Origin of the sequence: Streptomyces sp. NPDC087422 (assembly GCF_044744145.1) — a bacterium.
Taxonomy (GTDB): domain Bacteria; phylum Actinomycetota; class Actinomycetes; order Streptomycetales; family Streptomycetaceae; genus Actinacidiphila.
In genome coordinates this window covers 560,441-586,406 of the sequence record NZ_JBIUXT010000006.1, presented here as the reverse complement: position 1 = coordinate 586,406, position 25,966 = coordinate 560,441, and the positions used below count along the sequence as shown (strand labels likewise).

Below are 25,966 nucleotides of genomic sequence, written 5' to 3'. Positions count from 1 at the left end.
TAGCCGCATTTCGAGGAGGTGCCCCGGACCGGCACCGACCAGGCACAAGCGGCACCCGCAGACGACAAAGCACCCGCACGGGTGGGCGGGCGGGCGGGAAAAGAAGCAAGACACGACTGGAGTGACAGGTGAGTACGGCGACGGACGCGGATGAGTACGATCACGCTCCCACGGGGCCGCAAGCGGCCCTACGCTGCTGCCCATGGAGAGCTTGGACGCCACGGATCCGCGCACAGTCGGCGGATACCCGCTGTTCGCGCGGCTCGGCGCGGGCGGCATGGGACAGGTCTATCTGGCGCGCACCCCCGCCGGGAGGGCACTGGCGCTGAAGACCGTACGGTCCGAGTTCGGGCTCGACCCCGGCTTCGGGGAACGGTTCGCGCGGGAGATCCGCCACGCGGACCGGGTGCGTTCGCCGTGGACGGTGGCGGTGGTGGACTACAGCCCGCCCGGCACCCGCCCCCCGTGGCTGGCGACGGAGTACGTGGCGGCGCCCTCACTGGCCGAGTGGGTCTCGGCGCACGGCCCGCTGCCGGAACCGGCCCTGGCGTCGCTGGCCGCCGAACTCTGCGAGGCGCTGCGGTCGGTGCACGCGGTGGGTCTCGCGCACCGCGACGTGAAGCCGTCGAACGTACTGCTCGGCCCTGACCGGCCGCTGCTGATCGACTTCGGCATCGCGCGGGCCGCGGAGGACTCCCGGCACACCAGGACCGGCGGGGTGATCGGCTCCCCCGGCTACATGGCGCCCGAGCAGGCGACCGCGGGCGCGTCCGCCGAGCCCGGCGACCTGTTCGCGCTGGCGGCCGTACTGGTCTACGCGGGGACCGGGCACGGCCCGTTCAACCGGCCGGGCGAGGAGCCGTCGACGCCCGCGCTGATGTACCGGATCGTGCACGAGGACGGCGACCTCACCGGGCTGCCCGACGCGGTGGCGCCGCTGGTCCACGCGTGCCTCGCCAAGGAACCGGCCGACCGGCCGACCGCCGAGGAGGCGCTGGGGCTGCTGCGGGAGGCGGGGCACCGTACGGGCGTGTGGCACGAGGTCCCGCCGCCCGGCCTCACCGACGAGCTGCGCGGCCGAGAAGCGCGGGTCCGCACGCTGCTGGCGGACCCGACGGCCGCCGTGGGGCCGTCGCCGTACTCCCCCACGGCGCCGCTGACCGCGCCCGGCCGCGGCCCCGGCTCCGGAGGCCAGACACCCGCTCCCCCGCACGCCGCGTACGCGCCGCCGCGTACACCGTCGCCCGTGTCGGGCCCCGTCCGGCCCACCGGGCCGTACTCCGGGCCGCAGCCCGCGCCGTGGGGTGCCGCGCGCCGCGCGCCGGGGATGGGCCGCGGTGCCCGCGTCGGACTGGTCGTCGCGGGCGTGCTGGCCCTGTGCGTGGTGGTCGGCGTGATCCTCGACCAGCAGCGCGGCTCCGGCGACGACAACAACGGGAATCCCGGCCCGAGCACGAGCACCCACACCTCCGCGCCCGCCGACGCGCTGCCCGCCTCGTGGGTCGGCACCTGGGTCGGTACGGGGCCCGGCAATCCGAGCGGCAGCGGCGGCCAGCCGCGCAGCGACCGGTTCACCGTCACGCTCACCCTGCACGCGGGGGCGCGCGGCGAGGCCGTCGGCCAGGACGTCAGCAACATCCCCGAGGCGGGCACGGGGGCGGAGCGGGGCTGTACGGAGGCGCTGTCGCTGGCGCAGGTCCGGGGGAACACCATGACCTTGCGGGTCACCGCCGCCGAGCCCACGGACCCCGACTCGTCGCTGACCTGTCTGACAGGGCATGAGTACTCCGTCTCCATGACGGACGCGCGCACCCTGCGGATCGAGGCGGGGCCGCAGGCCGAGGGCGCCCCGAGCACGCTCACCAAGCGGAGCTGACGGGGAAGGCGCCGGTCAGGTTCCGGTGAGCCGCAGGCCCGCCCAGAGCGCGACCGTGGAGGCGATGAGCGTCGGCGGCACCGTGAGCAGCCCGAGCCGGGTGAAGGTGCCCAGGTCGGAGTCGGTGCCGTGGTCGCGCAGCACGCGCCGCCACAGCAGGGTGGCGAGCGAGCCCGCGTAGGTGAGGTTGGGGCCGAGGTTGACGCCGATGAGCACGGCGAGCACGGGGCCGGGGCCGCCCGCGGCGGCCAGCGGGAGCAGTGCGAGCACGGCGGGCAGGTTGTTGATCAGATTGGCCAGGACGGCGGCGAACGCGGCGGTCCCGAGCAGCGCGAGCAGGCCGCTGCCGTGCGGCAGCACCCGGTCGGCGGCGTCGGACAGGCCGTTGTCGACCACGGCCTTCACCACGACGCCGAGGGCGAGCACGAACAGGCAGAACAGCGGCCCGGCCGCCGCGACCAGGCCGCGGACCGTCGCCCGGCGGCGGCGCAGCGCCCGTACGCCCAGGACCAGCGCGCCCGCGAGCGCCGCCCAGGCGGGGTTGAGGCCGCCGAGCGAGGTGACCGCGAAGCCGGCCAGGGTCAGGCCGAGGACGACCAGCGTGAACACCGGTACGGCCGGCGGCTCGCCCTGCTCCGGCGGGTGCTCGCGGACGGCGAGGTCGGCGGCGAAGTAGCGGCGGAAGACGGCGTATTCGATGCCGACGGACAGCAGCCACGGCAGGGTCATCAGGAGCGCGAAGCGGGTGAAGGACACGCCGGCGGCCGTGAAGGCCAGCAGATTGGTGAGGTTGGAGACCGGCAGGAGCAGGGAGGCGGAGTTGGCCAGGTGCGCGGTCGCGTACAGGTGCGGGCGCGCCTTGGCGCCCGCCCGCGCGGCCGTCGCGATGATCACCGGGGTGAGCAGGACGACGGTCGCGTCCAGGCTGAGCACCGCCGTGACCAGCGCGGCCACGACGAACACCCCGGCCAGCAGCCGCTTGGGCTCGCCCCGGCAGGCCCGCGCGACCGCGTCGCCCGCCGCTGTGAACAGACCGTCGTCGGCGCACAGTTCCGCCAGGACGAGCACGGCCGCCAGGAAGCCGACGACCGGCAGCAGTTCCCTGGTCTCGTGCCAGGCGGCGGACGGCGTCACCGCCCCGATGCCGATGAGCAGTCCCGCGGCGGGCACCGCGGCCACCGCCTCGGGCCAGCCGCGCGGGCGCAGGACGGCGAAGCCGAGGACCAGCAGGAGAGCGAGGGCGGAGATCGTCTCCGCGACGGCGGTGTTCAGGGGGCTCTCCTCGGACGGACCACGGGCTCGCGTACCGCCTGATTCCACCACGTGGGCCGCGCGGCTCCGCCCCGACGCCCGCCCGACGCACTCAAGTGCGTCGTTTCTCACGGCCCCGCGCGCTGGCGGAGCCGTGACGGCGGACCGGGCGGCTAGCTGGCGTCGGCCAGCGACAGGGTGTGGAGCCGTTCCGGCGGGCCGGGGCGGGCGTAGTACCAGCCCTGGCCGGTGTCGCAGCCGAGGGCGCGCAGATGGTCGGCCTGGGTGCGGGTCTCGACGCCCTCGACGGTGACGGTCAGGTTGAGGGCGTGGGCGAGGGAGACGATGCCGCCGACGATCTTGAGGTCGACGGGGTCGGCGGCGTGGCCGCGCATGCCGCGGGTGAAGGAGCGGTCGAGCTTGAGGACGCTGACGGGGAGCCAGCGCAGGGAGGACAGGTTGGAGTAGCCGGTGCCGAAGTCGTCGAGGGCGATGGAGACGCCGAGGTCGACTATCTGCCGCAGGGGCTTGAGGGTGTCCTCGTCGGCGCCGATCAGAGCGCTCTCTGTGACCTCGAGGCAGAGCGAGGCGGGGTCGAGGCCGGTGTCCTCCAGGACGCGGGAGACCTCCTGGACCAGCTCGGGGTGGTGCAGCTGGATCGGTGAGAGGTTGACGTTGACCCGTGGCGGCGGACCGCCGCCGATGTGCTCGCTCTGCCAGGCGTACGCCTGGCGGGCGGCCCGCTCCAGGACCCAGCGGCCGAGGCCGACGATGTGTCCCGTGCTCTCGGCGAGCGGGATGAACTGGTCGGGCCCGAGTATGCCGTGGGTGGGGTGGCACCAGCGCACCAGCGCTTCGGCGCCGTGCACGGCGCCGTCGTCGAGGCCGACGAGGGGCTGGTACTCGATGAAGAACTCGTCGTGTTCCAGGGCGCTCGGGAGCTGGTTGGTCAGGCCGTGCCGGGTGATGGCGCGGGCGTCGGCGACCGGGTCGGCGACCTCGTACCGGTTGCCGCCCTGTTCCTTGGCGCGGTACATCGTGATGTCGGCGCTGCGCAGGACGTCGGCGGCGATCCGGGACTCGACGGGGCCGTGGACGATGCCGATGCTGCCGTGGACGGGCAGTTCGCGGCCGTCGAGCAGGACGGGGGCGGACAGCGCGTCCAGGATGCGTTCGGCGAGCGCGGTGACGGCGGCGAGGCTCGGCGGGTCGGTGTAGAGGGCGACGAATTCGTCGCCGCCGATCCTGGCGACGAGCTGGTCGGGCGAGGTGACGCAGGACTGGAGGCGTTCGGCGACGGCGACGAGGAGCTGGTCGCCCACCGCGTGGCCGAGGCTGTCGTTGACGGCCTTGAACCCGTCGAGGTCGAGGTAGCAGACGCCGATGCGGCTGGTGCCGTTGGCGGGGTCGGCGTCGAGCGCGGCGTCGAGGCGTTCGAAGAACAGGGCGCGGTTGGGCAGTCCGGTGAGCGCGTCGTGGGTCGCCTGGTGGCGCAGTCGGCGCAGCAGTCCGCGCCGTTCCGTGACGTCCTCGACGAGCGCGAGCTGGTACTGCGGGCGGCCGGTGGCGTCGCGCAGCAGGGACGCCCGGACGTTGGCCCACAAGATGGTGCCGTCGACCCGCTGGTAGGCGCGCTCGACGTCGTACGTGTCGCGTTCGCCGCGTACCAGCTCGCCGTTGAGCCGGCGGGTGCCGGTGCCGGTGCCGTCGTCCGTGTGGACCCACTCGGTGACATTGCGGCGCATGGTCAGGGATTCGCTGCCGAACATCCGGGTCATCGCGTCGTTGACCTCGAGGACTTCCCCGTCGAGGTCGGCGATGCCGATGCCGAGGGCGGCGCCCTCGAAGACGGCGCGGAAGCGGGCCTCGCTGGCGGCCAGGGCGCCTTCGGCGTCGCGCTGGGCGTCCAGGGCGGCGCGGATGATGGACTCCTGCTCGCGCAGAGTGCGTTCGCGCAGGGCCCGCGAGAAGCCGACGGCGACCGCGTGCTGGAGGCGTGAGCAGCGGGCCCGGCAGTCGTCGGTGTCGAGGCCGGGGCCCGGCGGGCAGTACAGGACGAGGTAGGCGTCGATGACCCCGAGGATGCTGGGCAGCGCCTCGGGGTCGGTGCAGTGCGCGGCGACCAGGGCGGTGCCGACCTCGGCGGCCGGGCGGGGGTCGAACGGGCGGCCCCTGAGGGTGTCGCTCAGCACACGGGTGAGCGGCACCAGGTGGTCCTCGAACTCGGCGCGGGTCATCGAGGTGACCGTCACCGGGTAGATGGCGCGTGCCCAAATGGCGGCGAATCTGCGCAGATTGTCGCCGGGGCGTGCGTCGGGCGCGTGCGCGCCCTCGTTTCCGGCCGCGGCCGGGAGCGCGGTCACGCTTTCAGCCCCACACCGGCGAGACCGTGGAGTACGGCGGGGTCGTCGTCGTCGCTGAGCGGGGCCTCGGGGCGCCAGTGCGGCAGCGGGACGACGCCGGGCTCGACGAGTTCGAAGCCGTCGAAGAAGCGTTCCACCTCTTCTTTGGTGCGCATGATCAGCGGGGTGGCGGTGCGCTGGTAGACGGCCTGGACGCCGCGCTGTCCGGAGGGGACGGGGCCGAACTGGAGGGTGGCGTGGGTGACGACCAGGACGCTGCCGGGGGCCAGCGCGTCGCGCAGCGCGGCGACGACCTCGTTGGGATGGTCGGCGTCGGACAGGAAGTGCAGGACGGCGACGAGCAGCAGGCCCATGGGGCGGTCGAAGTCCAGCAGCCGCTTGGTCTCGGGGTTGTCCAGCACCGAGCCGGGGTCGCGGAGGTCGGCGGCGGCGATGGTCGCCTTGTCGTTGCCCTCCAGGACGGCGCGGCTGTGGGCGACGGCGACCGGGTCGTTGTCGACGTACACCACGTGGGCGTCGGGGTTGGCCCGCTGCACCACCTCGTGCACATTGCCGAAGGTGGGGATGCCGGAGCCGATGTCGAGGAACTGGTCGATGCCGCGGTCCATCGCGAAGCGCACGGCGCGGTGCATGACCGCCCGGTTGGCCTGGCCGATCTTGGGCGCCCCCGGCATGGCCCGCATGGCCAGCCGCGCCGCCTCCCGGTCCACCTCGAAGTTGTGCGAGCCACCGAGGAAGTAGTCGTAGATCCGGGACACGCTGGGCACCGTCAGGTCGATGCCCTGCGGGGCCCAGGAAGGACGGTCGGTCACGGTTGCTGTCTCCAGGTCATCGGGCTCAACGGGCGCGTCGCACACGGTGTTTCGGCCGACGGGCGCGCACCTGTCTACCCTGTGAGGCTACTGATCACGTGTTCGGAGTGAAACACGCGACCGGAGATCCAGGGTCCGTTTTCGGTCAACAACCACCAGCATGTGCATATGCGAAAACGCGCAGATGCGGACTCGCGCACACACCAGCGCGGGTCCGCTGCCGGTGACGGCCGCGGACCCGCGATAGATTTTCGGACAGCCTCAGACCAGTTCAGACCAGTTCGACCGACAGCGGTTCGGCGGCCTGTGCGGTCGCCGCCCCGGAACGTCGGACGGTCGCGGTCGGCGGCCGGTCAGCAGGTGCCCTCGTCCTGCCACACGCCCCACTCACCGGTGGTGCCGGGCTCCTCGTTGGTGGTCCACCACTTGGCCTTCCACTTGTGCCCGTTGTGCGCCACCTCGTTGCCGCCGACGTAGACGGCGGAGGCGGCCCACTGGGCGACCGTGCAGGTGCCGCCGCCGGGCGGGGTGGTCGGCGGTGTGGTCGGCGGCGTCGTGGGCGGGTTGGTGGGAGGCGTGGCGCCCGCGAATTTCACCGAGTACTTGGCGAAGTCCCAGGAGTTCTGCGCCACGCTGCTGCACGTGCCCGAGGTGCTGCCGTTGTTGTCCGGCGGGCTGCACTGGCGGTCGCGGTTGAGCGACCAGAAGGTGAAGCGGCCCATGCCGTGGCTGGTCGCGTAGTCCAGCACGGTCTGGAAGTCGGCCTGGTAGAAGAACTCGCCGGTGTCGCTGCGGCCGTTCATGCCGGAGAAGCCCTCGTGGGCGTACGCGGTGGCGGTGTCCCAGCCGAAGGTGGTCTTCAGCAGGCCGTTGAAGGCGGTGAGCGCGCTGGTCTGCGACGCCGCCCCGTTGAAGCCGCCATCGAAGGGCATGATCGAGAAGTTGTTGGGGGTGAAGCCCTGCGACTTGGCCTCGTTGAGCATCTGCTGGCCGAACCAGCCGGTGCCCGCCGCGGTGCCCGCCGTGGTCACCGAGATGAACAGGCCGGGGTTGTTCTGCTGGAGGATCTTGGCCGCGCCGATCTCGCGCGCCACGGCCGCGGTGTTCTCGTACTCCGGCTCCTCCAGGTCGAAGTCCATCGCCTTGAGCTGGTACTTGGTGATGACCTGCTGGTACGCGGCGGCCGTGGACGCGGCGTCGGAACACGCCTGGCCGAGCTTGGTGCCGCCGTAGCCGCCGATGGAGACGGACACGTCTCCGCCCTTGGCCCGGATCGCGGAGATCACGTTCGCCACCGCGGTGTCGGAGGACACCGCACTGGTCCCGTCCCATGTGGGGCTGCACCCACCGCCGTTGGGGGCGAGGATGAAGGCGAGCTGGAACGCCTTCAGGCCGGTCGCGTCCATGATGGCGGTCGCGCTCGGCGGGTTGTTGTCGTTGGGCATCAGATACGGGGCGGCGGCGTACCAGTTGTTGGTCAGGGCGTTCGTCGAGACCGTGGCTCCGCTGGCCTGACTTGGGCCGAGAGCGGCAACGGTACCGAGCCCGGCCACGGCCAGGGCGACGGCGGCCACGCCCGAGCCGATTGCTTTGAGACGGTTCACGTCTAGCCTCCTGTGGGGGAACGTGGCAGACAGAATCCTGCGGTGACGCGAACCCGTCAATAGTTGGTCCAGACCTTTGGACTAAACCACGAATTGGTCTCTACCACTTCGAGTCCAATTCCCCACGTGCGACGGCCTGTCCACCCCCGCACGCACCCCGCACGCACCCGGCCCCGCCCCTCGCGTACGAGGAGCGGGGCCGGGCCGGAAACGGCCGCTCGGCCGGTCGGACAGACGACCGGAGACGACCGGACGGACGGACGGACGTCAGACGATGCCGACCGCCGCCAGCGCGCGGCGCTGGCCGGGGCTCGGCTGCGCCGGGAAGTAGACGTAGGCGACACCGCCGGTGCCGCCGCTGACGCCGCCGGTGGCGTTGATCCGCTTGGTCCTGAGCCAGATGGTTTCGAACTGGGCGCGCTTGTAGATGTTGCGCACCGCGTCGTCACTGGAACTGGCCGGGTCGTTGGCGACGACGTCGCCGTCCGCGGTGAAGCCCGCGATGCACATCAGGTGGCCCGAGGTGCCGTATCCCGCGCCGTCCAGTTCGGTGGCGAGGAAGGACTGCGAGGTGATGACGGGGATACCGGCCTTGATCAGCCGCTCGATGTCGTCGAGCGAGCGCAGCCGGGTGATGACCCCCTGGAGGTCCTTGTACGTGGCCGCGTAGGCCGCGTTGAAGGGCCAGTTGCCGCAGCCCTCGTACTGGTAGTCGTACGTGTAGCGGGCGCCCTGGTCGACCTGGGGGTCGGCGTAGGCCGGGTTCACCCAGGCCAGGTCGGCGGCCGTGGGGCCGCGGCCCCAGTACTCGATGACCATCGTCGAGGAGGTCGGGCTGCACCAGGCCTCGCCGCCGTTGTCGTACTCCGGGTACTCGCCCTTGTGGATGTTCTGCGAGTAGCGCGGCACCGGGAGTTCGACGCCCTTGGCCACGCCCGGCACCGACGCCGGGACGGTGAAGCGGTCCGGGATGTTGGACGCCATCGCGCCGAGCCGCCACACGGTGGGCGTGGCGCGGCTGCCGGGCTTGCGGAAGAGCGTCAGCCGCAGCCGGTACGAGGCCAGCAGCGGCCCGGCGGTGGTGTCGTCGATGGAGAAGGTGTCGGTCCAGATGCTGCTCTTGCCGTCGGTCTGGTCGTCCACCGAGGTGCGGCGGATGTCCTCGGGGCCGTCGCCCGCGGTCCACCGGCCCATGACGTACGCCGGGGTCGCGGTGCCGTCGGTGTAGGTGCCGAGCAGTTCGATCTGGATCCAGGTGCCCGCGGGGGTGTGCGCGTTCCAGGACGCGATCAGCTCGCTCGCGGGGTGCGGCACCCGGCGGACCGGCGAGGTCCAGGTGGCCGACTCCCATGTCGCGGTGGTGCCGGTGTGCGGGTCGGTGTAGTCGAGCGTGCCGGTGGCGCGGCCGATGACCACGCCGGGCCGGCGGCCCGGCAGCGGCAGCGTGCCGCGGTGGGTGCCGAACAGCCAGTCGGGCAGCGAGGTCCAGCCGTGGTAGTCGACGGGGGCGGCGTCGGGCGTGCCGCCGCCTGCCTGGTGTCGCGCGGCGTCGGGAACGGCCGCGCCGGAGGCGGTGGCCGGGGCGGCGGAGGCGGACTGCGCGGACGCGGTCGCGGTGGCCGCGGCCGCCGCGAGCGCGGCGGTCAGTACGGCACGCCGGGGCGCGGGTCTGGTCATGGCGGTGTTCCCCTCGATGTGATCGGGAATTCCTGCCCGCTCCTACGAGTGCATGACAGGTGGCCCCAACTATCGTCGTTCACCGGCGGTTTCCACCAGGGTTTCCGGCCGCGCGCCGGGAACAATATTGGACTGGACCACTGGCGCTCAACAGGGAAGAACCACCAGGTCACGCCCTGTCAGATTGAGCCGCTCGCCACCGCTTTCCGTACAGACGGCAATATCCTCGATGCGGGCGCCGAAGGTGTCGGGCAGATAGATGCCCGGTTCCACGGAGAACGCCATTCCCGGCTCGAGGGGGCGTTTGCTGCCCGCCACGATGTACGGCTCCTCGTGGGTGTCCAGGCCGATGCCGTGTCCGGTGCGGTGGATGAAGTGCTCGCCGTAGCCCGCGTCGGTGATGATGTCCCGGCCGACGGCGTCCAGTTCCTCCGCGGTGACACCGGGCCGGACCGCCGCGGTCTGCGCGGTCTGGGCGCGCAGCAGCACGTCGTACAGCTCACGGAAGGCGGCGGGCGGCTCTCCCACGGCGTAGGTGCGGGTGGAGTCCGAGCAGTAGCCCTCCGCGGTCGTGCCGCCGATGTCGATCACCACCGGGTCGCCCGCCCTGATCACGCGGTCGGACACCTCGTGGTGCGGGCTCGCGCCGTTCGGCCCCGAGCCGACGATCACGAAGTCGACCCGCTCGTGGCCCGCCTCGATGATGGCGTCCGCGATGTCCTTGGCGACCTCGCGCTCGGTGCGGCCGGGCACCAGCCACTCGCCGATCCTGCGGTGCACCCGGTCGATCGCCGCGCCCGCGCGGCGCAGCGCCGCGATCTCCGCCGGGGTCTTGCGCATCCGCAGCTCCGCCAGCACGTCACCGGCGAGGACGGCCTCGGCGTCCGGGAGCGCGGCCCGGAAGGCGAGCAGCTTCTCCGCCCACATGTGGTTGTCGACGGCGAAGCGGGCCACCGCGGCGGGCAGCCGCCGGGCGATCAGCGCGTACGCGTCGTCGGTCTCGTCGAAGCCGACGATCTCGATGCCGAGCCCGCCGGCGGGCGACGCCTGCGCGGCGGGCTTCTCCAGTCGCGGCACCACCAGGAAGGGCTCGCCCTCCACCGGCACCACCAGGCATGTCAGCCGCTCCAGCGGCAGCGCCTGATACCCGGTGAGGTAGCGCAGGTCCGCGCCGGGCGCCACCAGCAGGGCCTGGACGCCCGCCGTTTCGGCCTCGGCACGCGCCCTCGCCAGGCGCTCGGAGGTGTACAGCACGGATGCGGCTGCGCCGCCGCTCTCGGAGTGGGTCACCTTCGCACCGTACCGGGGCGCCCCCGGCGGCGCGTGCAGCGGTGGCGGGTCAGCGGCCCCGAGCCCCCGGCCACGCGACGGCGCGCCGGCCGCCGGGCGGGGCCCGCCGTAAGGTCGGGGGGTGAACGGACTGACGGTACGGGAGCTGGGGCGGCTGCTCGACGGGGCGGAGCCGTCCTGCGGGCGGACGCGGCTGATCGCCGTGGACGGGCACGCGGGCTCGGGCAAGAGCACGCTGGCCGGGCGGCTGGCGGCGGAGCTGGGCGGCGCGCCCGTCGTCCATCTGGACGACCTGGCCACGCACGAGGAGCCGTTCGAGTGGACCGGCCGCCTGGTCGAACAGGTGCTGACGCCACTGAGCGAGGGAAGGGCCGCCCGGCACCAGGTGTACGACTGGACGGCGCGCCGTTTCGCGGGCGAGCGGGAGATCCCGGCCGCGCCGGTCGTGCTGCTGGACGGCGTCGGCAGCGGGCGGCAAGCGCTGCGCCCGTATCTGGCGTTGCTGCTGTGGCTGGAGGTGCCCCCGGCGACCGCGCGGCAGCGCGGACTGCTGCGCGACGGACCGGAACTGGCGCATTTTTGGACCGGCTGGACTCGCGCGGAGGACGCGCATTTCGCCGCCGATCCGTCCCGCCCCTTCGCCGACCTTCTGGTGCGCCAGACCGACGACGCCGGCGGCTGCCGGGCCGTCCCGAACCCCGCCCGCGATCACCGGGAGTGACGGCTCGGCGGCAGCCCGCCGCCACTCCCCCGCCGCCGGGCACACGTCCGTCAACACCGCTTGACCGGCCGGGTATCCAGCACTTACGTTTTCAACAAGCGGCCGGAGACGGCCGTTGACAAGACGCGGAGCCCCCGGTTGTTCCCCCGTGACCGGGGGCTCTGCCCTGTCTCCGGGCCGGAATCGGCCCGTCGAGAGCCGGTTTTTCTCACTCACGGTCACCGCCCGACGGCCGTACGTCGGGGCCGAGTTCCCCGCGCTCGCGCGGATTCCCGCTGTCCCGCAGGTCACGGCACCCTACGGCCCGCGGGACATCGCGGGTACGATGCGAAAAGGGCGGACCGGCAGCCGGGGGTGGACTGTCGCCTGTCCCAACTCCCGCCCGGTGCGCACGGGTTGGGACAGCGGGCGACAGTGCGGCGCGGGGGAACGATTGGTGGGGACTTGATGGACTTCGGCACCGAGCGTCCGGGCGCCCCGGCCGATCTCGCCTGGCTGCGCGGCGTCGACGCGTACACGATGGGCGCCTACGTCCAGGCCGAGGAGGAGTTCAGGACCGCGGTCCGGATCGACCCCGGCATGGCGGACGCCTGGCTCGGGCTGCACGCGCTGCGCGCCGACACCGCCACCGCGCTGCTCCAGATGTACCGGCACCGCGACCGCTTCGGCGAGCAGCGGGCCGCCCACCGCAGGACGCTCAACTCCTGGTACTGGCTGGGCTGGTGGGTGCAGCCGGTGCTGGAGACCAGCCGTGACCTGCTGCTGGCGCACGCCTCGCACTGGCTGGACGGCCGCCATGTCGCCGAGCTGGACCGGGCCCTGGCGGACTGCCCGCCGGTCGACACCGATCCGCAGGTCCGCTTCCTGCACGCCTGCCGCGCCTATCTCGTCAAGGACTGGGAGCGGCTGGTCCGGCACACCGAGCCGCTGCTGGGCGATCCCGTACTCGGCATCGAGGCCGGGCTGTTCGGCGGCATGGCCAGGGTCAGGCTGGAGATGTGCGGCCAGGCCGAGCCGCTGCTGGCCGCCGCCTTGATGCGCTGTCGCAGCGAGCAGCCGCAGCGCAAAGAGTTGCGCTACTGGCTGGCCCGCGCGTACGAGGGCACCGGGCGTACGGCGGCGGCCGTGCCGCTCTACCGGGCGGTGCACCGCGTCGATCCCGCCTTCATGGACACCTCCGCCCGGCTGGCCGCGATCCACGAGACCGACGACGGCCTCGACGAGGGCGTGGGGCTGGCGGCCGTATCGCTGGCCGGGACCGGGCAGGCGATGCCGGAGGGCGGCGCCGACATGGAATCCGCGCTGCTGGCCGACCCCGGCGAGGGCCGCGGTCCGGGGCCGGAGCCCGACGAGTCGCTGCTGGCCGCGGGCCCGCTGGACGACGACGTACGCGACCGGTCCGCCGCCCCGCTCGGCGGGTCGCTGCCGGTGCAGGTCCCGATGGGCGGCTCCGACCCGGTGCTGCTCACCCAGGCGCTGGCGGAGCTGGACAGGATGGTCGGTCTGGAGCCGGTCAAGCGCCAGGTCAAGGCGCTGTCCGCGCAGTTGCGGATGGCCCGGCTGCGGGCCGGGCAGGGCCTGCCGGTGCAGCCGCCGAAACGGCACTTCGTCTTCTCCGGGCCCTCCGGCACCGGCAAGACCACCGTCGCCCGCATCCTCGGCCGGGTCTTCTACGCGCTCGGACTGCTCGGCGGCGACCACCTGGTGGAGGCCCAACGCTCCGATCTGGTCGGCGAGTTCCTCGGCCAGACCGCGGTGAAGGCCAATGAGCTGATCGACTCCGCGCTCGGCGGCGTGCTCTTCGTGGACGAGGCGTACGCGCTGTCCAACTCCGGCTACAGCAAGGGCGACGCGTACGGCGACGAGGCGCTTCAGGTGCTGCTCAAGCGCGCCGAGGACAACCGCGACCGGCTCGTGGTCATCCTCGCGGGTTACCCCGAGGGGATGGACCGGCTGCTGGCCGCCAACCCCGGACTCAGCTCCCGCTTCACCACCCGCGTCGACTTCCCCAGCTACCGGCCGCTGGAACTCACCCGGATCGGTGAAGTCCTCGCCGCGGAGAACGGCGACCGCTGGGACGAGGAGGCGCTGGAGGAGCTGAAGGCCATCGCGGGCCACGTGGTGGACCAGGGCTGGATCGACGAGTTGGGCAACGGACGGCTGCTGCGCACCCTGTACGAGAAGAGCTGCGCCTACCGGGACCTGCGGCTGTCCGAGTACCCGGCCTCACCGAGCCGCGACGAATTGTCCACCCTGCGCCTGCCCGATCTCATGCAGGCGTACGGCGAAGTCCTCTCCGGGCGCGGGCCCGGAGCGACCCCGACCGACCCGGTCGAGTAGTACCGGGCCGCGGGGACGAGATCCGGAAGGGGCGTGCGGACCGCGTGTTCAGCGGCTTCGCACGCCCCTTCCGGGCACCGCCTACCGGACCAGTTCGCCGGAATCCTCCGCGGCGTGCGGGACGGGCACCTCCCGGGCGGGGGAAGGCGCGCGGTGGGCGGGGTCCTTCACCTCGCCGACGAGCATTTCGAGGACGTCCTCCAGCGCGACCAGGCCGAGGACCCGCCCCGAGGCGTCGGCGACGGCGGCCAGGTGCGAGGCGGCGCGCCGCATCGCGGTGAGCGCGTCGTCCAGCGGCAGGTCGGCCCGCAGGGTGGTGATCGGCCGCCAGAGCCGCTGCGGCACGGGCCGGTCGAGGTCGTCCACGTCGAGGACGTCCTTGACGTGGAGGTAGCCGAGGAAGTCCGCGCCCGCGCCCGCGATCGGGAACCGCGAGTACCCGGTGCGCACCGTCAGCTCCTCGACCTGCCGCGGGGTGGCGGCCGGGTCGAGGGTGATCAACTCCGCCGGGGTGAGCAGCACTTCGGTGACCGGGCGGGTGCCCAGCTCCAGCGCGTCCTCCAGGCGTTCCTGCTCGTCGATGTCGAGCAGCCCGGCCTGCCGGGCGTCCTCGACCAGCACGGTCAGCTGCGCGCTGGTGAACACGGAGTCGACCTCGTCCTTGGGCTCCACGCCGAAGGCCCGCAGGATCAGCCGGGAGCAGGTGCCGAGCACCGAGATCACCGGGCGGAACACCCTGGCGAAGCCGACCAGACCCGGGCTCAGCCACAGCGCGGTCTTCTCCGGCGCGGCCATCGCCAGGTTCTTCGGCACCATCTCGCCGATCACCAGGTGCAGGAAGACCACGACGGCCAGAGCCAGGACGTATCCGATCGGGTGCACGAAGTCCTCGGGGACGCGCACCGCCTCGAAGATCGGTTCCAGCAGGTGCGCGACGGTCGGTTCCGCGACCGCGCCGAGGGTCAACGAGCAGACGGTGATGCCGAACTGGGCGGCGGCCATCATCTGCGGGAGGTGTTCGAGGCCGTACAGCACGGTACGGGCCCTGCGCTGTTCGGCGGCGAGCGGTTCGATCTGGCTGCGGCGGACCGAGACCAGGGCGAATTCCGCGCCGACGAAGAAGCCGTTGCCGAGCACCAGCAGGACGGCGAACAGGAGTTGGAGAGCGCTCATCACGAGGTCGCCTCCCCCGCCACGCGATCCGTACGCACGATCCGTACGCGTTCGGCCCGGTGGTGGGTGACCTCGCGGACCAGCAGCCGCCAGCCGGGCAGTTCGGCCTCGTCGCCCGGTTCGGGGATCCGGGTGAGCAGGTCGGCGACGAGGCCGGCCACCGTCTCGTAGGGTCCCTCGGGGGCGAGCAGGCCGATTCTGGCCAGGGTGTCGATCCGGCAGCTTCCGTCGGCGTCCCAGGCGGGACCGTCGGCCTCGGCGGCCGGGACCTGCGCCAGTTCGGGCAGGTCGGCGGCGTCGTGCTCGTCGCGCACCTCGCCGACCAGTTCCTCGACGATGTCCTCCAGCGTGACGACCCCGGCGGTGCCGCCGTACTCGTCGACGACCACGGCGATCGGCTGCTGGCTGCGCAGCAGCTCCAGGAGCTGCTGGCCCGGCAGGGTCTCCGGGACGAGCAGCGGGGCGACCGCGATGGTCCCCGCGGGGACGCGGTCGCGCCGCTCGGCGGGGACGGCGAGGGCGTCCTTGAGGTGGACCATGCCGATGATGTCGTCCAGCCGCTCCCGGTAGACCGGGAAGCGGGACAGGCCGGTGGCCCTGGTCAGATTGAGCACGTCGGCGGCGGTGGCGGTGTCCTCCAGCGCGCTGACCCGGACGCGGGGCGTCATCACGTTCTCCGCGATGAGGTCGCCGAGCGACAGGGTGCGCACGAAGAGGTCGGCGGTGTCCTGCTCCAGCGTCCCGGCGAGCGCCGAGTGCCGGGCCAGGGAGACCAGTTCCGTGGGGGTGCGGGCGGACGCCAGCTCGTCGGCGGGCTCGACGCCGACCAGCCGCACCAGCCGGTTGGCGGCGGTGTTCAGCACCTCGATGACGGGCCGGAAGACCCGCGAGAAGGCGCGCTGCGGTCCGGCCACCACACGGGCGACGGCCAGCGGGCGGGAGACCGCCCAGTTCTTGGGGACGAGTTCGCCGATCACCATCTGGACGGCGGAGGCGACCATCATGCCGACGACGACGGCGACGCCGGGGGCGGCGCCGTCCGGGACGCCGGCCGAGGTCAGCGGGCCGGTCAGCAGGTCGGCGAGTGCGGGTTCCGCCAGCATGCCGACGACCAGCGAGGTGATGGTGATGCCGAGCTGGGTGCCGGAGAGCTGGAAGGAGAGTTTGCGCAGGGCGGCCACGACACTGCGGGCCCGGCGGTCACCGGCCGCGGCGGCGCGTTCGGCCGCGGGGCGCTCCACGGTCACCAGGCCGAATTCGGCGGCGACGAAGAAGCCGTTGGCAAGGATCAGGACGAGGGCTGCCGCGAGCAGCAGCAGTGAGGTGCTCATGAGGCCGCCGCTCCGGATTCCCGGGAGGGAGGGGCGGCGCAGGTACTACCGGACGGTTCGTCCATCGGGGTGTGAGTGTCACTCCTTGGTTGGTCGGGGCCCCGCGGGCGGTGCTCCAGGGGTGCGGGGCAAGCGCGGTGGGCGCCGTTCGTCCCCCAGAGTAGCCATTGGTGCCGCGCCCGCGAAGGACGGCGGGGGCCGGGTTCACGGACGGGTTCGCGGACGGGTTCGCGGAAAGGTCACGGACGGATCGCGGCCCGGTCCGTGGACGGAGCGCCCGCGGACGCGTGGGGCGGCGCGCACCGCCGCGCGCTCAGTGGCCGGCGGACGTCGTGCCCTGCGCCTCACCCAGCGTCTCCACCAGCGAGCGCAGCAGCCTGGCGTCGTGCAGCGCCTGCTCCTTGGCGATACCGGGCTGGATGCCCATCACGGGCAGCGTCGTGCCGTCGGCGAGGTCGAGATGGACCCAGGCGTCGCCCGGCCGCAGATTGACCCGCACCACCTCGGCCCACGCCAGCCGCCGCTTCACCGTGAGATTCACCACGGTCACGCCGTCGGCCGTCACGGTCACCTTGGGGCGGCTGAGCAGCGCGAGCACCGCGGCGATCAGCACGCCCATCATGATCACGGTGATCCGGTCGCCGGTGCTCCAGGGCCCGGCGCCGTCGTGCGGCATCATCAGCGCGACGACGGTGAGCGCCACCACCAGCGCGGCGCCCAGGGACAGCAGCACCACGCGGGTGACGACGGGGCGGAAGGTACGCGGCAGCCCGTCGAGCGCCGCCCGCGTACGGTCCTCGGCGCCGGTCACAGCCGCGCGGCGTGGATGCCGGTGGTCAGGATCGCGCGGGCGCCCAGGTCATACAGCTCGTCCATGATCCGCTGGGCGTCGCTGGTCGGGACCATGGCGCGGACCGCGACCCAGCCCTCGTGGTGCAGCGGGGAGACGGTCGGCGACTCCAGGCCCGGGGTGAGGGCGACGGCCTTCTCGACCTGCTCGACGCGGATGTCGTAGTCCATCATCACGTAGCGCCTGGCGACCAGGACGCCCTGGAGGCGGCGCAGGAACTGCCGGACCTTGGGCTCGTCCGGGTCGGCCCCGGTGCGCCGGATCACCACGGCCTCGGACTCCATGATGGGTTCGCCGAAGGCTTCGAGCCCGGCGTTCCGCAGCGAGGTGCCGGTCTCCACCACGTCGGCGATGGCGTGCGCGACACCGAGCTGGATGGCGGTCTCGACGGCGCCGTCGAGGTGGACGACGGACGCCTCGATGCCGTTGTCCGCGAGGTGCTTCTCGACGACGACCTCGTACGAGGTCGCCACCGTCTTGCCGTTGAGGTCCTGGACGGTGTCGGCGGTGCCGGGCTCGGCGGCGTAGCGGAAGGTGGATCGGGCGAAGCCGAGCTGGAGGATCTCCTCGGCGACCGCGCCGGAGTCCAGCAGCAGGTCCCGGCCGGTGATGCCGATGTCGAGGCGGCCGGTGCTGACGTAGATCGCGATGTCGCGCGGGCGCAGGTAGAAGAACTCCACCTCGTTGTCCCGGTCGACCAGCACGAGCTCCTTGGACTCCTTGCGCTGCCGGTAACCGGCCTCATGGAGCATGGCCGCCGCGGGTCCGGACAATGAGCCCTTGTTGGGGACGGCGATGCGCAGCATGAGGACGGTTTCCTTCTCTGAAGAGAGTCTCGGCTCGTGGGCAGGGCTGTGGAGCGGTACGGGTGACAGCGGTACGGGTGGCAGGGGTGGTGGCCGGCTGTCTCTGAGCGCGTACGGGTCGCGTACGCGCTCAGAGATGGGCGTAGACGTCGTCGAGGGAGATACCCCGGGCGACCATCATCACCTGAACGTGGTACAGCAGTTGGGAGATTTCCTCGGCGGTGGCGTCGGCGCCCTCGTACTCGGCGGCCATCCACACCTCGGCGGCCTCTTCGACCACCTTCTTGCCGATCGCGTGCACGCCCTTGCCCACCAGCTCGGCGGTGCGGGACGTGCTGGGGTCGCCGGTGGCGGCCTTGTGCCGCAACTCGGTGAAGAGCTGCTCGAATGTCTTGTTGGCCATGGTGGGCCCTAGCCTACGGGGAACCGCCGCCTGCTCAGCGCCAGGGTTCGGAGACCGAGCGCAGGATGGTGGCCGTGGCGACGGCCGCGGTGACCGCTTCGTGCCCCTTGTCCTCATTCGAGCCCGGCAGTCCGGCGCGGTCGAGCGCCTGCTCCTCGGTGTCGCAGGTGAGGACGCCGAAGCCGACGGGCACGCCGCTGTCCACGGCGACCTGGGTCAGCCCGGCGGTGACGCCGTGGGAGACGTACTCGAAGTGCGGGGTGCCGCCGCGGATGATGACGCCGAGCGCCACGATCGCGTCGTAGCCGCGGCCGGCCAGCACCTTGGCGACCACGGGCAGTTCGAAGCTGCCGGGCACGCGCAGCAGCGTCGGCTCGTCGATGCCGAGGTCGTGCAGGGCGCGCATCGCCCCGTCGACCAGGCCGTCCATCACCTGGGTGTGCCACTGCGCCGCGATCACGGCCACACGCAGGTCGCCGCAGTTCTTCACGGTCAGCTCGGGGGCGCCCTTACCGCTCACTTCTCTCCTCGGTGCTCGATGTGCTGTCGTGCCGGTTGTATCAAGCTGATCGCCCGTATCAAGGCCATCAGGTGTCTCATGGCAATCGTCCGTATCAGGACGTGGTCAGGACGTGGTCAGGACATGCTCAGGACGTGCTCGGAACATAGTCGGGAGGCGTTCGGGACGCGCTTCGGGCGCGCGGTCCCGCCGGCCCGGCCGGGCTACTGGTTGGCGCAGGTGGTGCTCTGGCCCGCGTCGAGCCACGGCAGGTCGTGACCCATCCGGTCCCGCTTGGTCCGCAGATAGCGCAGATTGTGCTCCCCGGCGGCGACCGGCATGGGTTCCCTGCCGAGGACGTCGAGGCCGTGCCGGACCAACGCGCCGGTCTTGGCGGGGTTGTTGGTCATCAGCCGCAGCGAGCCGACCCCGAGGTCGGTGAGGATCTGCGCGGCGGCGCCGTAGTCGCGTGCGTCGGCGGGCAGGCCGAGTTCGAGGTTGGCGTCCAGGGTGTCCCGGCCGCGCTCCTGGAGTTCGTACGCGCGCAGCTTGGACATCAGGCCGATGCCCCGGCCCTCGTGGCCGCGCAGGTACAGCACCACGCCCCGGCCCTCCTCGGCGACCTTGCGCAGCGCGGTCTGGAGCTGCGGGCCGCAGTCGCAGCGCTGCGAGCCGAAGACGTCACCGGTCAGGCACTCGGAGTGCACCCGGACCAGGACGTCGGTGCCGTCGCCGATGTCGCCCGCGACCAGCGCGATGTGCTCGACGCCGTCAGTGGTGGAGCGGTACCCGAAGGCGCGGAAGTCGCCGAAGGCGGTGGGCAGCGTGGTCTCGGCCTCGCGGCGGACGGTGGGCTCCGACGAGCGGCGGTACGCGATCAGGTCCTCGATGGAGATGATCGACAGGCCGTGCTTGCGGGCGAAGGGCACCAGTTCGGGCAGCCGGGCCATCGTGCCGTCCTCGCGGGCGATCTCCACGATGGCGGCGGCCGGGTGCAGCCCCGCGAGCCGGGCCAGGTCCACGCCCGCCTCGGTGTGGCCGTTGCGGACCAGGACGCCGCCGGGCCTGGCGCGCAGCGGGAAGACGTGTCCCGGCCGGACGAAGTCGGTGGCCCGCGAGGCGGGGTCGGCCAGCAGCCGTATCGTGGCGGCCCGGTCGGCGGCCGAGATGCCGGTGGTGACGCCGTGCTCGGCGCTCGCGTCGACCGTGACGGTGAAGGCGGTGCGCATCGACTCGGTGTTGGCGTCGACCATCTGCGGCAGGTCGAGCCGGTCGAGGTCGGGGGCCTCCAGCGGTACGCAGATCAGCCCGCGGCACTCGGTCATCATGAAGGCGACGATCTCGGGCGTGACCTTCTGCGCGGCCACGATGAGGTCGCCCTCGTTCTCCCGGTCCTCGTCGTCCACCACCACGACCGGGCGGCCCGCGGCGATGTCGGCGATGGCCTGTTCGACCGGGTCGAGCACCAGGTCACCGTCCTCGTACCAGTCGTTGTGCAGTGCGGTCACGGCGTTCATGCCGTCACTCCCTCCGGAACGGTGTTCTGCGAGGTGGAGTCGGAAGCGGCTGCGTCGGAAGCGGTGGTGGCCGCGGCGGCCCTGGTCTGCTGCCACCAGGCGTACATCCCGACGATCACCAGGAAGAAGTAGATGATGTAGACCAGGCCCGAGAACGGCAGCCCGCTGTGGAAGTTGAGCGGTACGCCGACGGCGTCGACCGCGAGCCAGGCGAACCAGAACTCGACCCAGCCGCGGGCCTGGGCGACCATCGCCGCCAGCGTCCCGACGAAGATGTACGCGTCGGGCCACGGGTTCCAGGACAGCGACGGGTAGGCGAGGAAGAGCGAGGCGACGGCCACGGTGCCGAGCCCGGTGGCGACGACGAGCACCGCGCGCTCGCGCCAGGTGGCGAAGCGGACCGCGAGCCGTCCGCTGCCGTCCCGGCCGCGCCGCCACTGGTACCAGCCCCACACGGCGACGGTGATCACCACGAACTGCTTGCCGACGCCGCCGCCGAGGTGCGCGGCCCAGAAGGCGGCCACCAGCACGGCACCGGAGAGCAGTTGGACCGGCCAGGTGAGCATCGCGCGCCGCCAGCCCAGCGCCAGCGCGCCGAGACCGAGCAGATTGCCGATCATGTCCGACCACATCACGTGCTGGTCGAAGGCGGTGAACGCCTCGCTGTTCAGCCAGTGCAGGGCGCTCACTTCACGGCCTCCGGTTCCGGATCCTGCCCGGTGACGGCCGCGCGCTCGCCCAGCATCCGCTCGACGTACTTGGCGATGACGTCCACTTCGAGGTTGACCGGGTCGCCGGGCTGCTTGAGGCCGAGCGTGGTCAGCGCGAGGGTGGTCGGGATGAGGCTGACGGTGAAGAAGTCGGCGCCCGCCTCCACCACGGTCAGGCTGATGCCGTCGACGGTGATGGAACCCTTCTCGACCACATAGCGGGACAGGTCGTCGGGGAGCGAGATCTTGACGATCTCCCAGTGCTCGGCGGGCTTGCGCTCGACGACCTCGCCGGTGCCGTCCACATGGCCCTGGACGAGGTGGCCGCCGAGCCGCCCGCCCAGTGCCATCGGGCGCTCCAGGTTGACCCGCGAGCCGGGGCCGAGCGCGCCGAGGCTGGAGCGGTTCAGCGTCTCGGCCATCACGTCGGCGGTGAAGTCGTCCTCGCCGAAGTCGACCACGGTCAGGCAGACGCCGTTGACGGCGATGGAGTCGCCGTGTTTGGCGCCTTCGGTCACGACGGGTCCGCGGACCCGGAAGCGGCTGGCGTCGCCCAGGTCCTCGACGCCGGTGATCTCACCCAGTTCTTCGACGATTCCGGTGAACACTTCAGCGCTCCTGAGGAGAGTGGGAGGAGTGGGACACGGCCGGTACGGCCGTGACGCGCACGTCGGGCCCGAGGCGGGCGACATCGGTCACGTCGAGCCGCAACGTCTGCGCGATGGTGGTGATTCCTGCGTCGCCGAGCGCGTTGGGCCCGGCGCCGAGCAGCGCGGGCGCCAGGTACGCGGTGACCGCGTCGACGGCTCCGGCGGCGACGAACGCCCCGGCCAGCGTCGGCCCGCCCTCCAGCAGTACCGAGCGCACCCCGCGCGTGTGCAGTGCGGCCAGGAGCGCGGCCACGTCGACGCCGCCGCCCTCCGTACCGTCCTCGGTCCTGGCATACGGCAGGCGTACGGTGTCGACGCCCGGCAGGTGGGAGGTGTCGGCGTCCTCGCCGACGGCGATGAGGGTCGGCGCCGCGTCGTCCAGCACGCGGGCGTCGGCGGTGGTACGGGCCCGGGTGTCGAGCACGACGCGCAGCGGCTGGGTCACCCCGTCGATACCGCGTACGGCCAGATGGGGGTCGTCGGCCCGCAGGGTGCCGGAGCCGACCACGACGGCGTCGGACTCCGCGCGCAGCCGGTGCACGTCGGCGCGGGACTCGGCGGAGCTGATCCAGCGGCTCGAACCGTCGGCCGCGGCGATCCGGCCGTCGAGGGTGGCGGCGTACTTCCAGCGCACGTACGGGCGGCCGAGGCGGACCGAGGTGAGCCAGGCGACGTTGACCGCCTCCGCCTCGTCCCGCAGGAGTCCGCCCTCGACCTCGACGCCCGCCGCGCGCAGGGTGGCGGCGCCGCCGGAGGCCGACGGGTTGGGGTCGGCGACCGCGTAGACCACGCGGACGATCCCGGCCTCGATGAGCGCCTGGGCGCAGGGGCCGGTACGGCCGGTGTGGTTACAGGGTTCGAGCGTCACCAGGGCGGTGCCGCCCCTGGCCCGCTCACCGGCCGCGAACAGCGCGTGCACTTCCGCGTGCGGGCCGCCGGCCCGCTGGTGCCAGCCCTCGCCGACCCGGGCGCCCTCGGCGTCGAGGATCACGCAGCCGACGACCGGGTTGGGGGCGGTGTCTCCGAGCGCGCGGGCCGACAGCGCGACAGCGCGTCGCATCGCGTCGGTTTCCGTGGCGGTGGCCACCGGGTCCTCCTGCCTCTTCGGGCACGGACTCCGGGGCGTTGGGATGCTGAGCGGGGAAACCGAACCATCGCGTACGCCGGTGACGGCCGCGGACCGCTCGCGCTGTGCGCGCGGGGCCGCTGACGGCGGCGTACCCGAGTGAACGCCCGCCGCGCACTGCCTCCCATCCGGACTTTCACCGTCGGTCCAGGAATTTCACCTGGTCAACCGGCCGCTGGCTGCGGACGGGTCGCGGACTGTAACCGCCGGTTCGGAATTACACCGACCCCGGAGTGCGCAAACGTCACTGGTACGGCACCAGTGTGCCACGCACACCCCCGCGGCCTCCAGGGCGTCCGTGTGCCCTGCCTCACACCGCGGGGGCGAACAGCTCCTCCTGGGCCGCGTCGGTGGCGGTGACCACGGCCCCGCGCAGGACGGCGCCGCCGTGCACGGCGCTGGCCCGTACGACGGTCGGCAGCGGCGAGATGCGTCCGAGGCACTCGGCGACGCGTTCGGCCAGGGCGGCCCCTCCGGCCTGGGCGACCTCACCGGCGAGGACGACCCGTCCGGGGTCGAGCACGGCGCAGATGGCGGCGGCCCCGACGGCGATCCGCGTGGACAGCTCGGCGAGGAAGCCTTCGGTGGCGGCGCCTCCGGCGAGCGCGGCGGTGACGGCCGCCGCGGCCCCCTCGGCCTCGTCGGCGCCCCCGACGGGGATTCCGTGCTCGCGGGCGAGCGCGCAGACGGCGCGGCTGCCGACCAGCCCGTGGTAGCCGTTGTCGCAGTCGGTGGCGGTCGGCAGTTCGGGGGTGCCGAGCAGCGGGAGGAAGCCGACCTCGCCGGCTCCGCCCGACGCGCCGCGGCGCAGTTTGCCGTCGAGGACGACGGCGGCGCCGACTCCCCCGCCGATCCAGAGCAGGACGAAGGTGTCGTCGTTCCGCGCGGCGCCGACGCGCTGTTCCGCGACGGCGGCGAGGTTGACCTCGTTCTCCAGCAGCACGGGCACGCCGAGCCGGGAGCGGATCTCGTCGACCAGGTCCGCGTGCCAGGAGCGCAGCGCGTTGGCGGCGCGCAGCCGTCCGGTCTCCGGGTCGACGAGGCCGGGCGCGCCGCAGGCGACGGTGTGGAGTTCGGTGGCGCCCGCGGTGCGGATGGCGCGGCGCAGCAGGGCCACGCCCTCGGCCACGGTCCCGGCCGGGTCGGCCCCGTCCGGGACGTGCAGGTCGGCGCGGGCGACGGTGCGGCCGAGGAGGTCGGCGATCTCCACGCGGATGCTCTCGACGCGGATGTCGAGTCCGGCGACGTACGCCCGGTCGGCGACGATGCCGTACACCCGCGCGTTGGGCCCGCGTCTGTCCTCGCCCGCCTCGCCGACCACCTCGATCAGTCCGGAGTCCTGGAGCCGCTCGACGAGGTCGGCGACGCTCGGCCGGGACATTCCGGTGAGTTCCTTCAACTGCCCCGCGGTGAGCGGGCCTTCCTGCTGGAGGAGGCGCAGGGCGAGGCGGTCGTTGATGGCGCGGGCGGTGCGCGGTGACGCGTTGCGGCCCGGAAGCGCGCGGGTGACGGTCATGCGGGGATCCTTCCAGACCGGGCCGGTGGGCCCGTACGCCGTACGGCTTCCCGGAGCGGGTGCCCGACGGGAGCCCGGACTGATCGAGCCCGTGAACCCGTTGAGCCGTCGGCCCGGCAACCCGGTCTCCTGGCAGCCGATGACCCCTTAACTTTCAGGGAGCCTTCCTGATAGTTTACGCCGCATGAAAACCGCCGCCGACGACAAGACGGCTCCGTCCCGAATCCGCCGGGCCCATATGGCCATCGCCATCGCGTTCGCCGTCCACGGCGCGGCGAGCGGCACCTTCGCCACCCGTATCCCGTGGATCAAGGACCATCTGTCCCTGAGCCCCGGCGCTCTCGGTCTGGCGCTGGCCTGTCCCGCGATCGGCTCGTCGCTGATGATGCCGCTGGCGGGGCGGCTGATGCACCGCCTCGGCTCCCGTACCGCGCTGCGCGTCCTGCTCGGGATGTGGACGGCCGTACTGGCGCTGCCCGCGGTCATGCCGGGCCTGCCGTGGCTGTGCCTGGCACTGCTCGCCTTCGGGGCCAGCGCGGGCATGGCGGATGTCGTCATGAACGCGATCGGCATCGAGGTGGAGCACCGCAAGGGCAAGTCGATCATGTCGGGGCTGCACGGCATGTGGAGCGTCGGCACGCTGGTGGGCGCGGCGATCGGCGTGCCCGCGGCGCACGCGGGGCTCGACGGCAGGATCCATCTGGGCGCGATGGCCGCGGCGCTGCTGGTGGCGAGTTATCTGATCTGCGCCGGGGTGCCCGACATCCGGCCGGACGCGGACCAGGCCGCGCCGCCGCGCTTCGCCCTGCCGCCGCGCACGGCGCTCGTGATCGGCGCGATCGGCTTCTGCGGGGTGTTCGCGGAGGGCGGCAGCTCCGACTGGTGCGCGGTCTACCTGCGCGATGTCGCCGGGGCCTCACCCGGCATCGCGGCGGTCGCGTACACCGCGTTCTCCTGCACGATGGCGGTCACCCGGCTCTTCGGCGACTTCGCGGTACGGCGGCTGGGTGCGGTACGGACGCTGCGGTCGGGCGGGGTGCTCGCCACCCTCGGCGGTCTGCTGGTGGTGCTCTCGCACTCGCCGCTGCCCGCCATCGCGGGCTTCGCGCTGCTCGGCATCGGGATATCCGTGGTCGTGCCGCTGTGCTTCGCCGCCGCCGGGCGCAGCGGCCCCAATCCGAGCCAGGCCATCGCGGGCGTCGCCACCGTCACCTACACCTCGGGCCTGGTCGCCCCGGCCGCGATCGGCGGTATCGCCGGGGCCACCTCGCTGACGGTCTCCTTCACGCTGGTCACCGTCCTCACCCTCGGCCTGGTGGTGGGCGCGGGCGTCGTCCGCCCGGCCGCGGGCAAAACGGTCACCGGCTCCTCCCCCGCGCCCGCGCCGGGGGTCGCCGCCGCGGCCGACTGATCCGGTAAGGGGACGGCCGGCCGAGGCCGTACGGTCCCAC

The 25,966-nt window shown here is 72.8% G+C and carries 21 protein-coding genes and 1 riboswitch; of the genes, 4 read left to right on the top strand and 17 right to left on the bottom strand.

Annotated features, from left to right (window positions below):
• Positions 1-202: 202 nt before the first annotated feature.
• Positions 203-1,876 carry a serine/threonine-protein kinase gene (locus ACIO6U_RS22515; RefSeq protein WP_401721587.1) on the top strand — a complete coding sequence of 558 codons (1,674 nt, stop codon included), beginning with the start codon at positions 203-205 and terminating at the stop codon, positions 1,874-1,876.
• A gap of 15 nt (positions 1,877-1,891) precedes the next feature.
• On the opposite strand, the gene ACIO6U_RS22510 is transcribed toward ACIO6U_RS22515, so the two are convergent.
• The 6 genes from ACIO6U_RS22510 to ACIO6U_RS22485 all read right to left on the bottom strand — a co-directional run bounded on the left by ACIO6U_RS22510 (position 1,892) and on the right by ACIO6U_RS22485 (position 10,873).
• The gene (locus ACIO6U_RS22510) at positions 1,892-3,148 is read right to left on the bottom strand and encodes an SLC13 family permease (protein ID WP_391161368.1); all 1,257 of its coding nucleotides are present in this window, start codon (positions 3,146-3,148) and stop codon (positions 1,892-1,894) included.
• Between the two features lie 152 nt (positions 3,149-3,300).
• On the bottom strand, positions 3,301-5,490 hold the full coding sequence (locus ACIO6U_RS22505; protein ID WP_401721584.1) for a putative bifunctional diguanylate cyclase/phosphodiesterase: 2,190 nt from the start codon (positions 5,488-5,490) through the stop codon (positions 3,301-3,303).
• The gene (locus tag ACIO6U_RS22500; RefSeq protein ID WP_391050623.1) at positions 5,487-6,302 is read right to left on the bottom strand and encodes an SAM-dependent methyltransferase; all 816 of its coding nucleotides are present in this window, start codon (positions 6,300-6,302) and stop codon (positions 5,487-5,489) included. The genes ACIO6U_RS22505 and ACIO6U_RS22500 overlap by 4 nt, the downstream gene beginning before the upstream one ends.
• A 353-nt stretch (positions 6,303-6,655) precedes the next feature.
• Positions 6,656-7,906 (bottom strand): carbohydrate-binding protein, encoded by a 1,251-nt coding sequence (locus tag ACIO6U_RS22495; RefSeq protein ID WP_355347117.1) that lies wholly within the window; start codon positions 7,904-7,906, stop codon positions 6,656-6,658.
• Between the two features lie 267 nt (positions 7,907-8,173).
• On the bottom strand, positions 8,174-9,583 hold the full coding sequence (locus tag ACIO6U_RS22490; RefSeq protein WP_391050620.1) for a C39 family peptidase: 1,410 nt from the start codon (positions 9,581-9,583) through the stop codon (positions 8,174-8,176).
• 147 nt (positions 9,584-9,730) lie between these two features.
• A complete protein-coding gene (locus ACIO6U_RS22485) occupies positions 9,731-10,873 on the bottom strand; it encodes a Xaa-Pro peptidase family protein (protein ID WP_355347111.1) in 1,143 nt (380 codons plus the stop codon).
• A gap of 121 nt (positions 10,874-10,994) precedes the next feature.
• On the opposite strand from ACIO6U_RS22485, the gene ACIO6U_RS22480 reads away from it, so the two are divergent.
• Together ACIO6U_RS22480 and ACIO6U_RS22475 are read left to right on the top strand one after the other, a co-directional pair.
• Positions 10,995-11,594 (top strand): uridine kinase, encoded by a 600-nt coding sequence (locus ACIO6U_RS22480; protein ID WP_401721580.1) that lies wholly within the window; start codon positions 10,995-10,997, stop codon positions 11,592-11,594.
• Between the two features lie 447 nt (positions 11,595-12,041).
• On the top strand, positions 12,042-13,934 hold the full coding sequence (locus ACIO6U_RS22475; RefSeq protein ID WP_391160744.1) for an AAA family ATPase: 1,893 nt from the start codon (positions 12,042-12,044) through the stop codon (positions 13,932-13,934).
• Between the two features lie 81 nt (positions 13,935-14,015).
• On the opposite strand, the gene ACIO6U_RS22470 is transcribed toward ACIO6U_RS22475, so the two are convergent.
• The 11 genes from ACIO6U_RS22470 to ACIO6U_RS22420 form a co-directional block, all read right to left on the bottom strand.
• Positions 14,016-15,107 (bottom strand): hemolysin family protein, encoded by a 1,092-nt coding sequence (locus tag ACIO6U_RS22470; protein ID WP_355347102.1) that lies wholly within the window; start codon positions 15,105-15,107, stop codon positions 14,016-14,018.
• Positions 15,107-16,438 (bottom strand): hemolysin family protein, encoded by a 1,332-nt coding sequence (locus ACIO6U_RS22465; protein WP_355347099.1) that lies wholly within the window; start codon positions 16,436-16,438, stop codon positions 15,107-15,109. The genes ACIO6U_RS22470 and ACIO6U_RS22465 overlap by 1 nt, the downstream gene beginning before the upstream one ends.
• Positions 16,439-16,751: 313 nt before the next feature.
• A complete protein-coding gene (locus ACIO6U_RS22460; RefSeq protein ID WP_355347096.1) occupies positions 16,752-17,249 on the bottom strand; it encodes a PH domain-containing protein in 498 nt (165 codons plus the stop codon).
• On the bottom strand, positions 17,246-18,094 hold the full coding sequence (gene hisG, locus ACIO6U_RS22455) for an ATP phosphoribosyltransferase (protein ID WP_355347093.1): 849 nt from the start codon (positions 18,092-18,094) through the stop codon (positions 17,246-17,248). The genes ACIO6U_RS22460 and hisG overlap by 4 nt, the downstream gene beginning before the upstream one ends.
• Positions 18,095-18,224: 130 nt before the next feature.
• Complete coding sequence (locus tag ACIO6U_RS22450; RefSeq protein WP_188279811.1) at positions 18,225-18,497, bottom strand: phosphoribosyl-ATP diphosphatase; 273 nt, start codon at positions 18,495-18,497, stop codon at positions 18,225-18,227.
• Positions 18,498-18,531: 34 nt separating this feature from the next.
• Complete coding sequence (gene ribH, locus ACIO6U_RS22445) at positions 18,532-19,017, bottom strand: 6,7-dimethyl-8-ribityllumazine synthase (RefSeq protein WP_188279812.1); 486 nt, start codon at positions 19,015-19,017, stop codon at positions 18,532-18,534.
• A gap of 203 nt (positions 19,018-19,220) precedes the next feature.
• On the bottom strand, positions 19,221-20,513 hold the full coding sequence (locus tag ACIO6U_RS22440) for a bifunctional 3,4-dihydroxy-2-butanone-4-phosphate synthase/GTP cyclohydrolase II (RefSeq protein WP_355347088.1): 1,293 nt from the start codon (positions 20,511-20,513) through the stop codon (positions 19,221-19,223).
• Positions 20,510-21,202: a nicotinamide riboside transporter PnuC gene (locus tag ACIO6U_RS22435; RefSeq protein WP_188279813.1), complete on the bottom strand. Its 693-nt coding sequence runs from the start codon at positions 21,200-21,202 to the stop codon at positions 20,510-20,512. Before ACIO6U_RS22435 ends, ACIO6U_RS22440 begins: the two co-directional genes overlap by 4 nt.
• Positions 21,199-21,831, bottom strand: a complete 633-nt coding sequence (locus tag ACIO6U_RS22430; protein WP_355347085.1) for a riboflavin synthase — start codon at positions 21,829-21,831, stop codon at positions 21,199-21,201. Before ACIO6U_RS22430 ends, ACIO6U_RS22435 begins: the two co-directional genes overlap by 4 nt.
• 1 nt (position 21,832) lies before the next feature.
• Complete coding sequence (gene ribD, locus ACIO6U_RS22425; protein WP_401721572.1) at positions 21,833-22,960, bottom strand: bifunctional diaminohydroxyphosphoribosylaminopyrimidine deaminase/5-amino-6-(5-phosphoribosylamino)uracil reductase RibD; 1,128 nt, start codon at positions 22,958-22,960, stop codon at positions 21,833-21,835.
• 149 nt (positions 22,961-23,109) lie between these two features.
• Positions 23,110-23,240: riboswitch (FMN riboswitch) on the bottom strand.
• A gap of 69 nt (positions 23,241-23,309) precedes the next feature.
• On the bottom strand, positions 23,310-24,515 hold the full coding sequence (locus tag ACIO6U_RS22420; RefSeq protein WP_401721569.1) for an ROK family protein: 1,206 nt from the start codon (positions 24,513-24,515) through the stop codon (positions 23,310-23,312).
• Between the two features lie 184 nt (positions 24,516-24,699).
• Between ACIO6U_RS22420 and ACIO6U_RS22415 the strand changes: the two genes are divergently transcribed.
• Positions 24,700-25,926: an MFS transporter gene (locus ACIO6U_RS22415; protein ID WP_401721567.1), complete on the top strand. Its 1,227-nt coding sequence runs from the start codon at positions 24,700-24,702 to the stop codon at positions 25,924-25,926.
• The last annotated feature ends 40 nt before the right edge of the window (positions 25,927-25,966 follow it).

What these genes read in the sequence shown, in the direction of transcription:
- ACIO6U_RS22475 (WP_391160744.1), top strand. Translation starts at nt 12,042, where the DNA reads ATGGACTTCGGCACCGAGCGTCCGGGCGCCCCGGCCGATCTCGCCTGG.
- ACIO6U_RS22470 (WP_355347102.1), bottom strand. Translation starts at nt 15,107, where the DNA reads ATGAGCGCTCTCCAACTCCTGTTCGCCGTCCTGCTGGTGCTCGGCAAC.
- ACIO6U_RS22420 (WP_401721569.1), bottom strand. Translation starts at nt 24,515, where the DNA reads ATGACCGTCACCCGCGCGCTTCCGGGCCGCAACGCGTCACCGCGCACC.
- ACIO6U_RS22450 (WP_188279811.1), bottom strand. Translation starts at nt 18,497, where the DNA reads ATGGCCAACAAGACATTCGAGCAGCTCTTCACCGAGTTGCGGCACAAG.
- ACIO6U_RS22515 (WP_401721587.1), top strand. Translation starts at nt 203, where the DNA reads ATGGAGAGCTTGGACGCCACGGATCCGCGCACAGTCGGCGGATACCCG.
- ACIO6U_RS22440 (WP_355347088.1), bottom strand. Translation starts at nt 20,513, where the DNA reads ATGAACGCCGTGACCGCACTGCACAACGACTGGTACGAGGACGGTGAC.
- ACIO6U_RS22490 (WP_391050620.1), bottom strand. Translation starts at nt 9,583, where the DNA reads ATGACCAGACCCGCGCCCCGGCGTGCCGTACTGACCGCCGCGCTCGCG.
- ACIO6U_RS22465 (WP_355347099.1), bottom strand. Translation starts at nt 16,438, where the DNA reads ATGAGCACCTCACTGCTGCTGCTCGCGGCAGCCCTCGTCCTGATCCTT.
- ACIO6U_RS22415 (WP_401721567.1), top strand. Translation starts at nt 24,700, where the DNA reads ATGAAAACCGCCGCCGACGACAAGACGGCTCCGTCCCGAATCCGCCGG.
- hisG (WP_355347093.1), bottom strand. Translation starts at nt 18,094, where the DNA reads ATGCTGCGCATCGCCGTCCCCAACAAGGGCTCATTGTCCGGACCCGCG.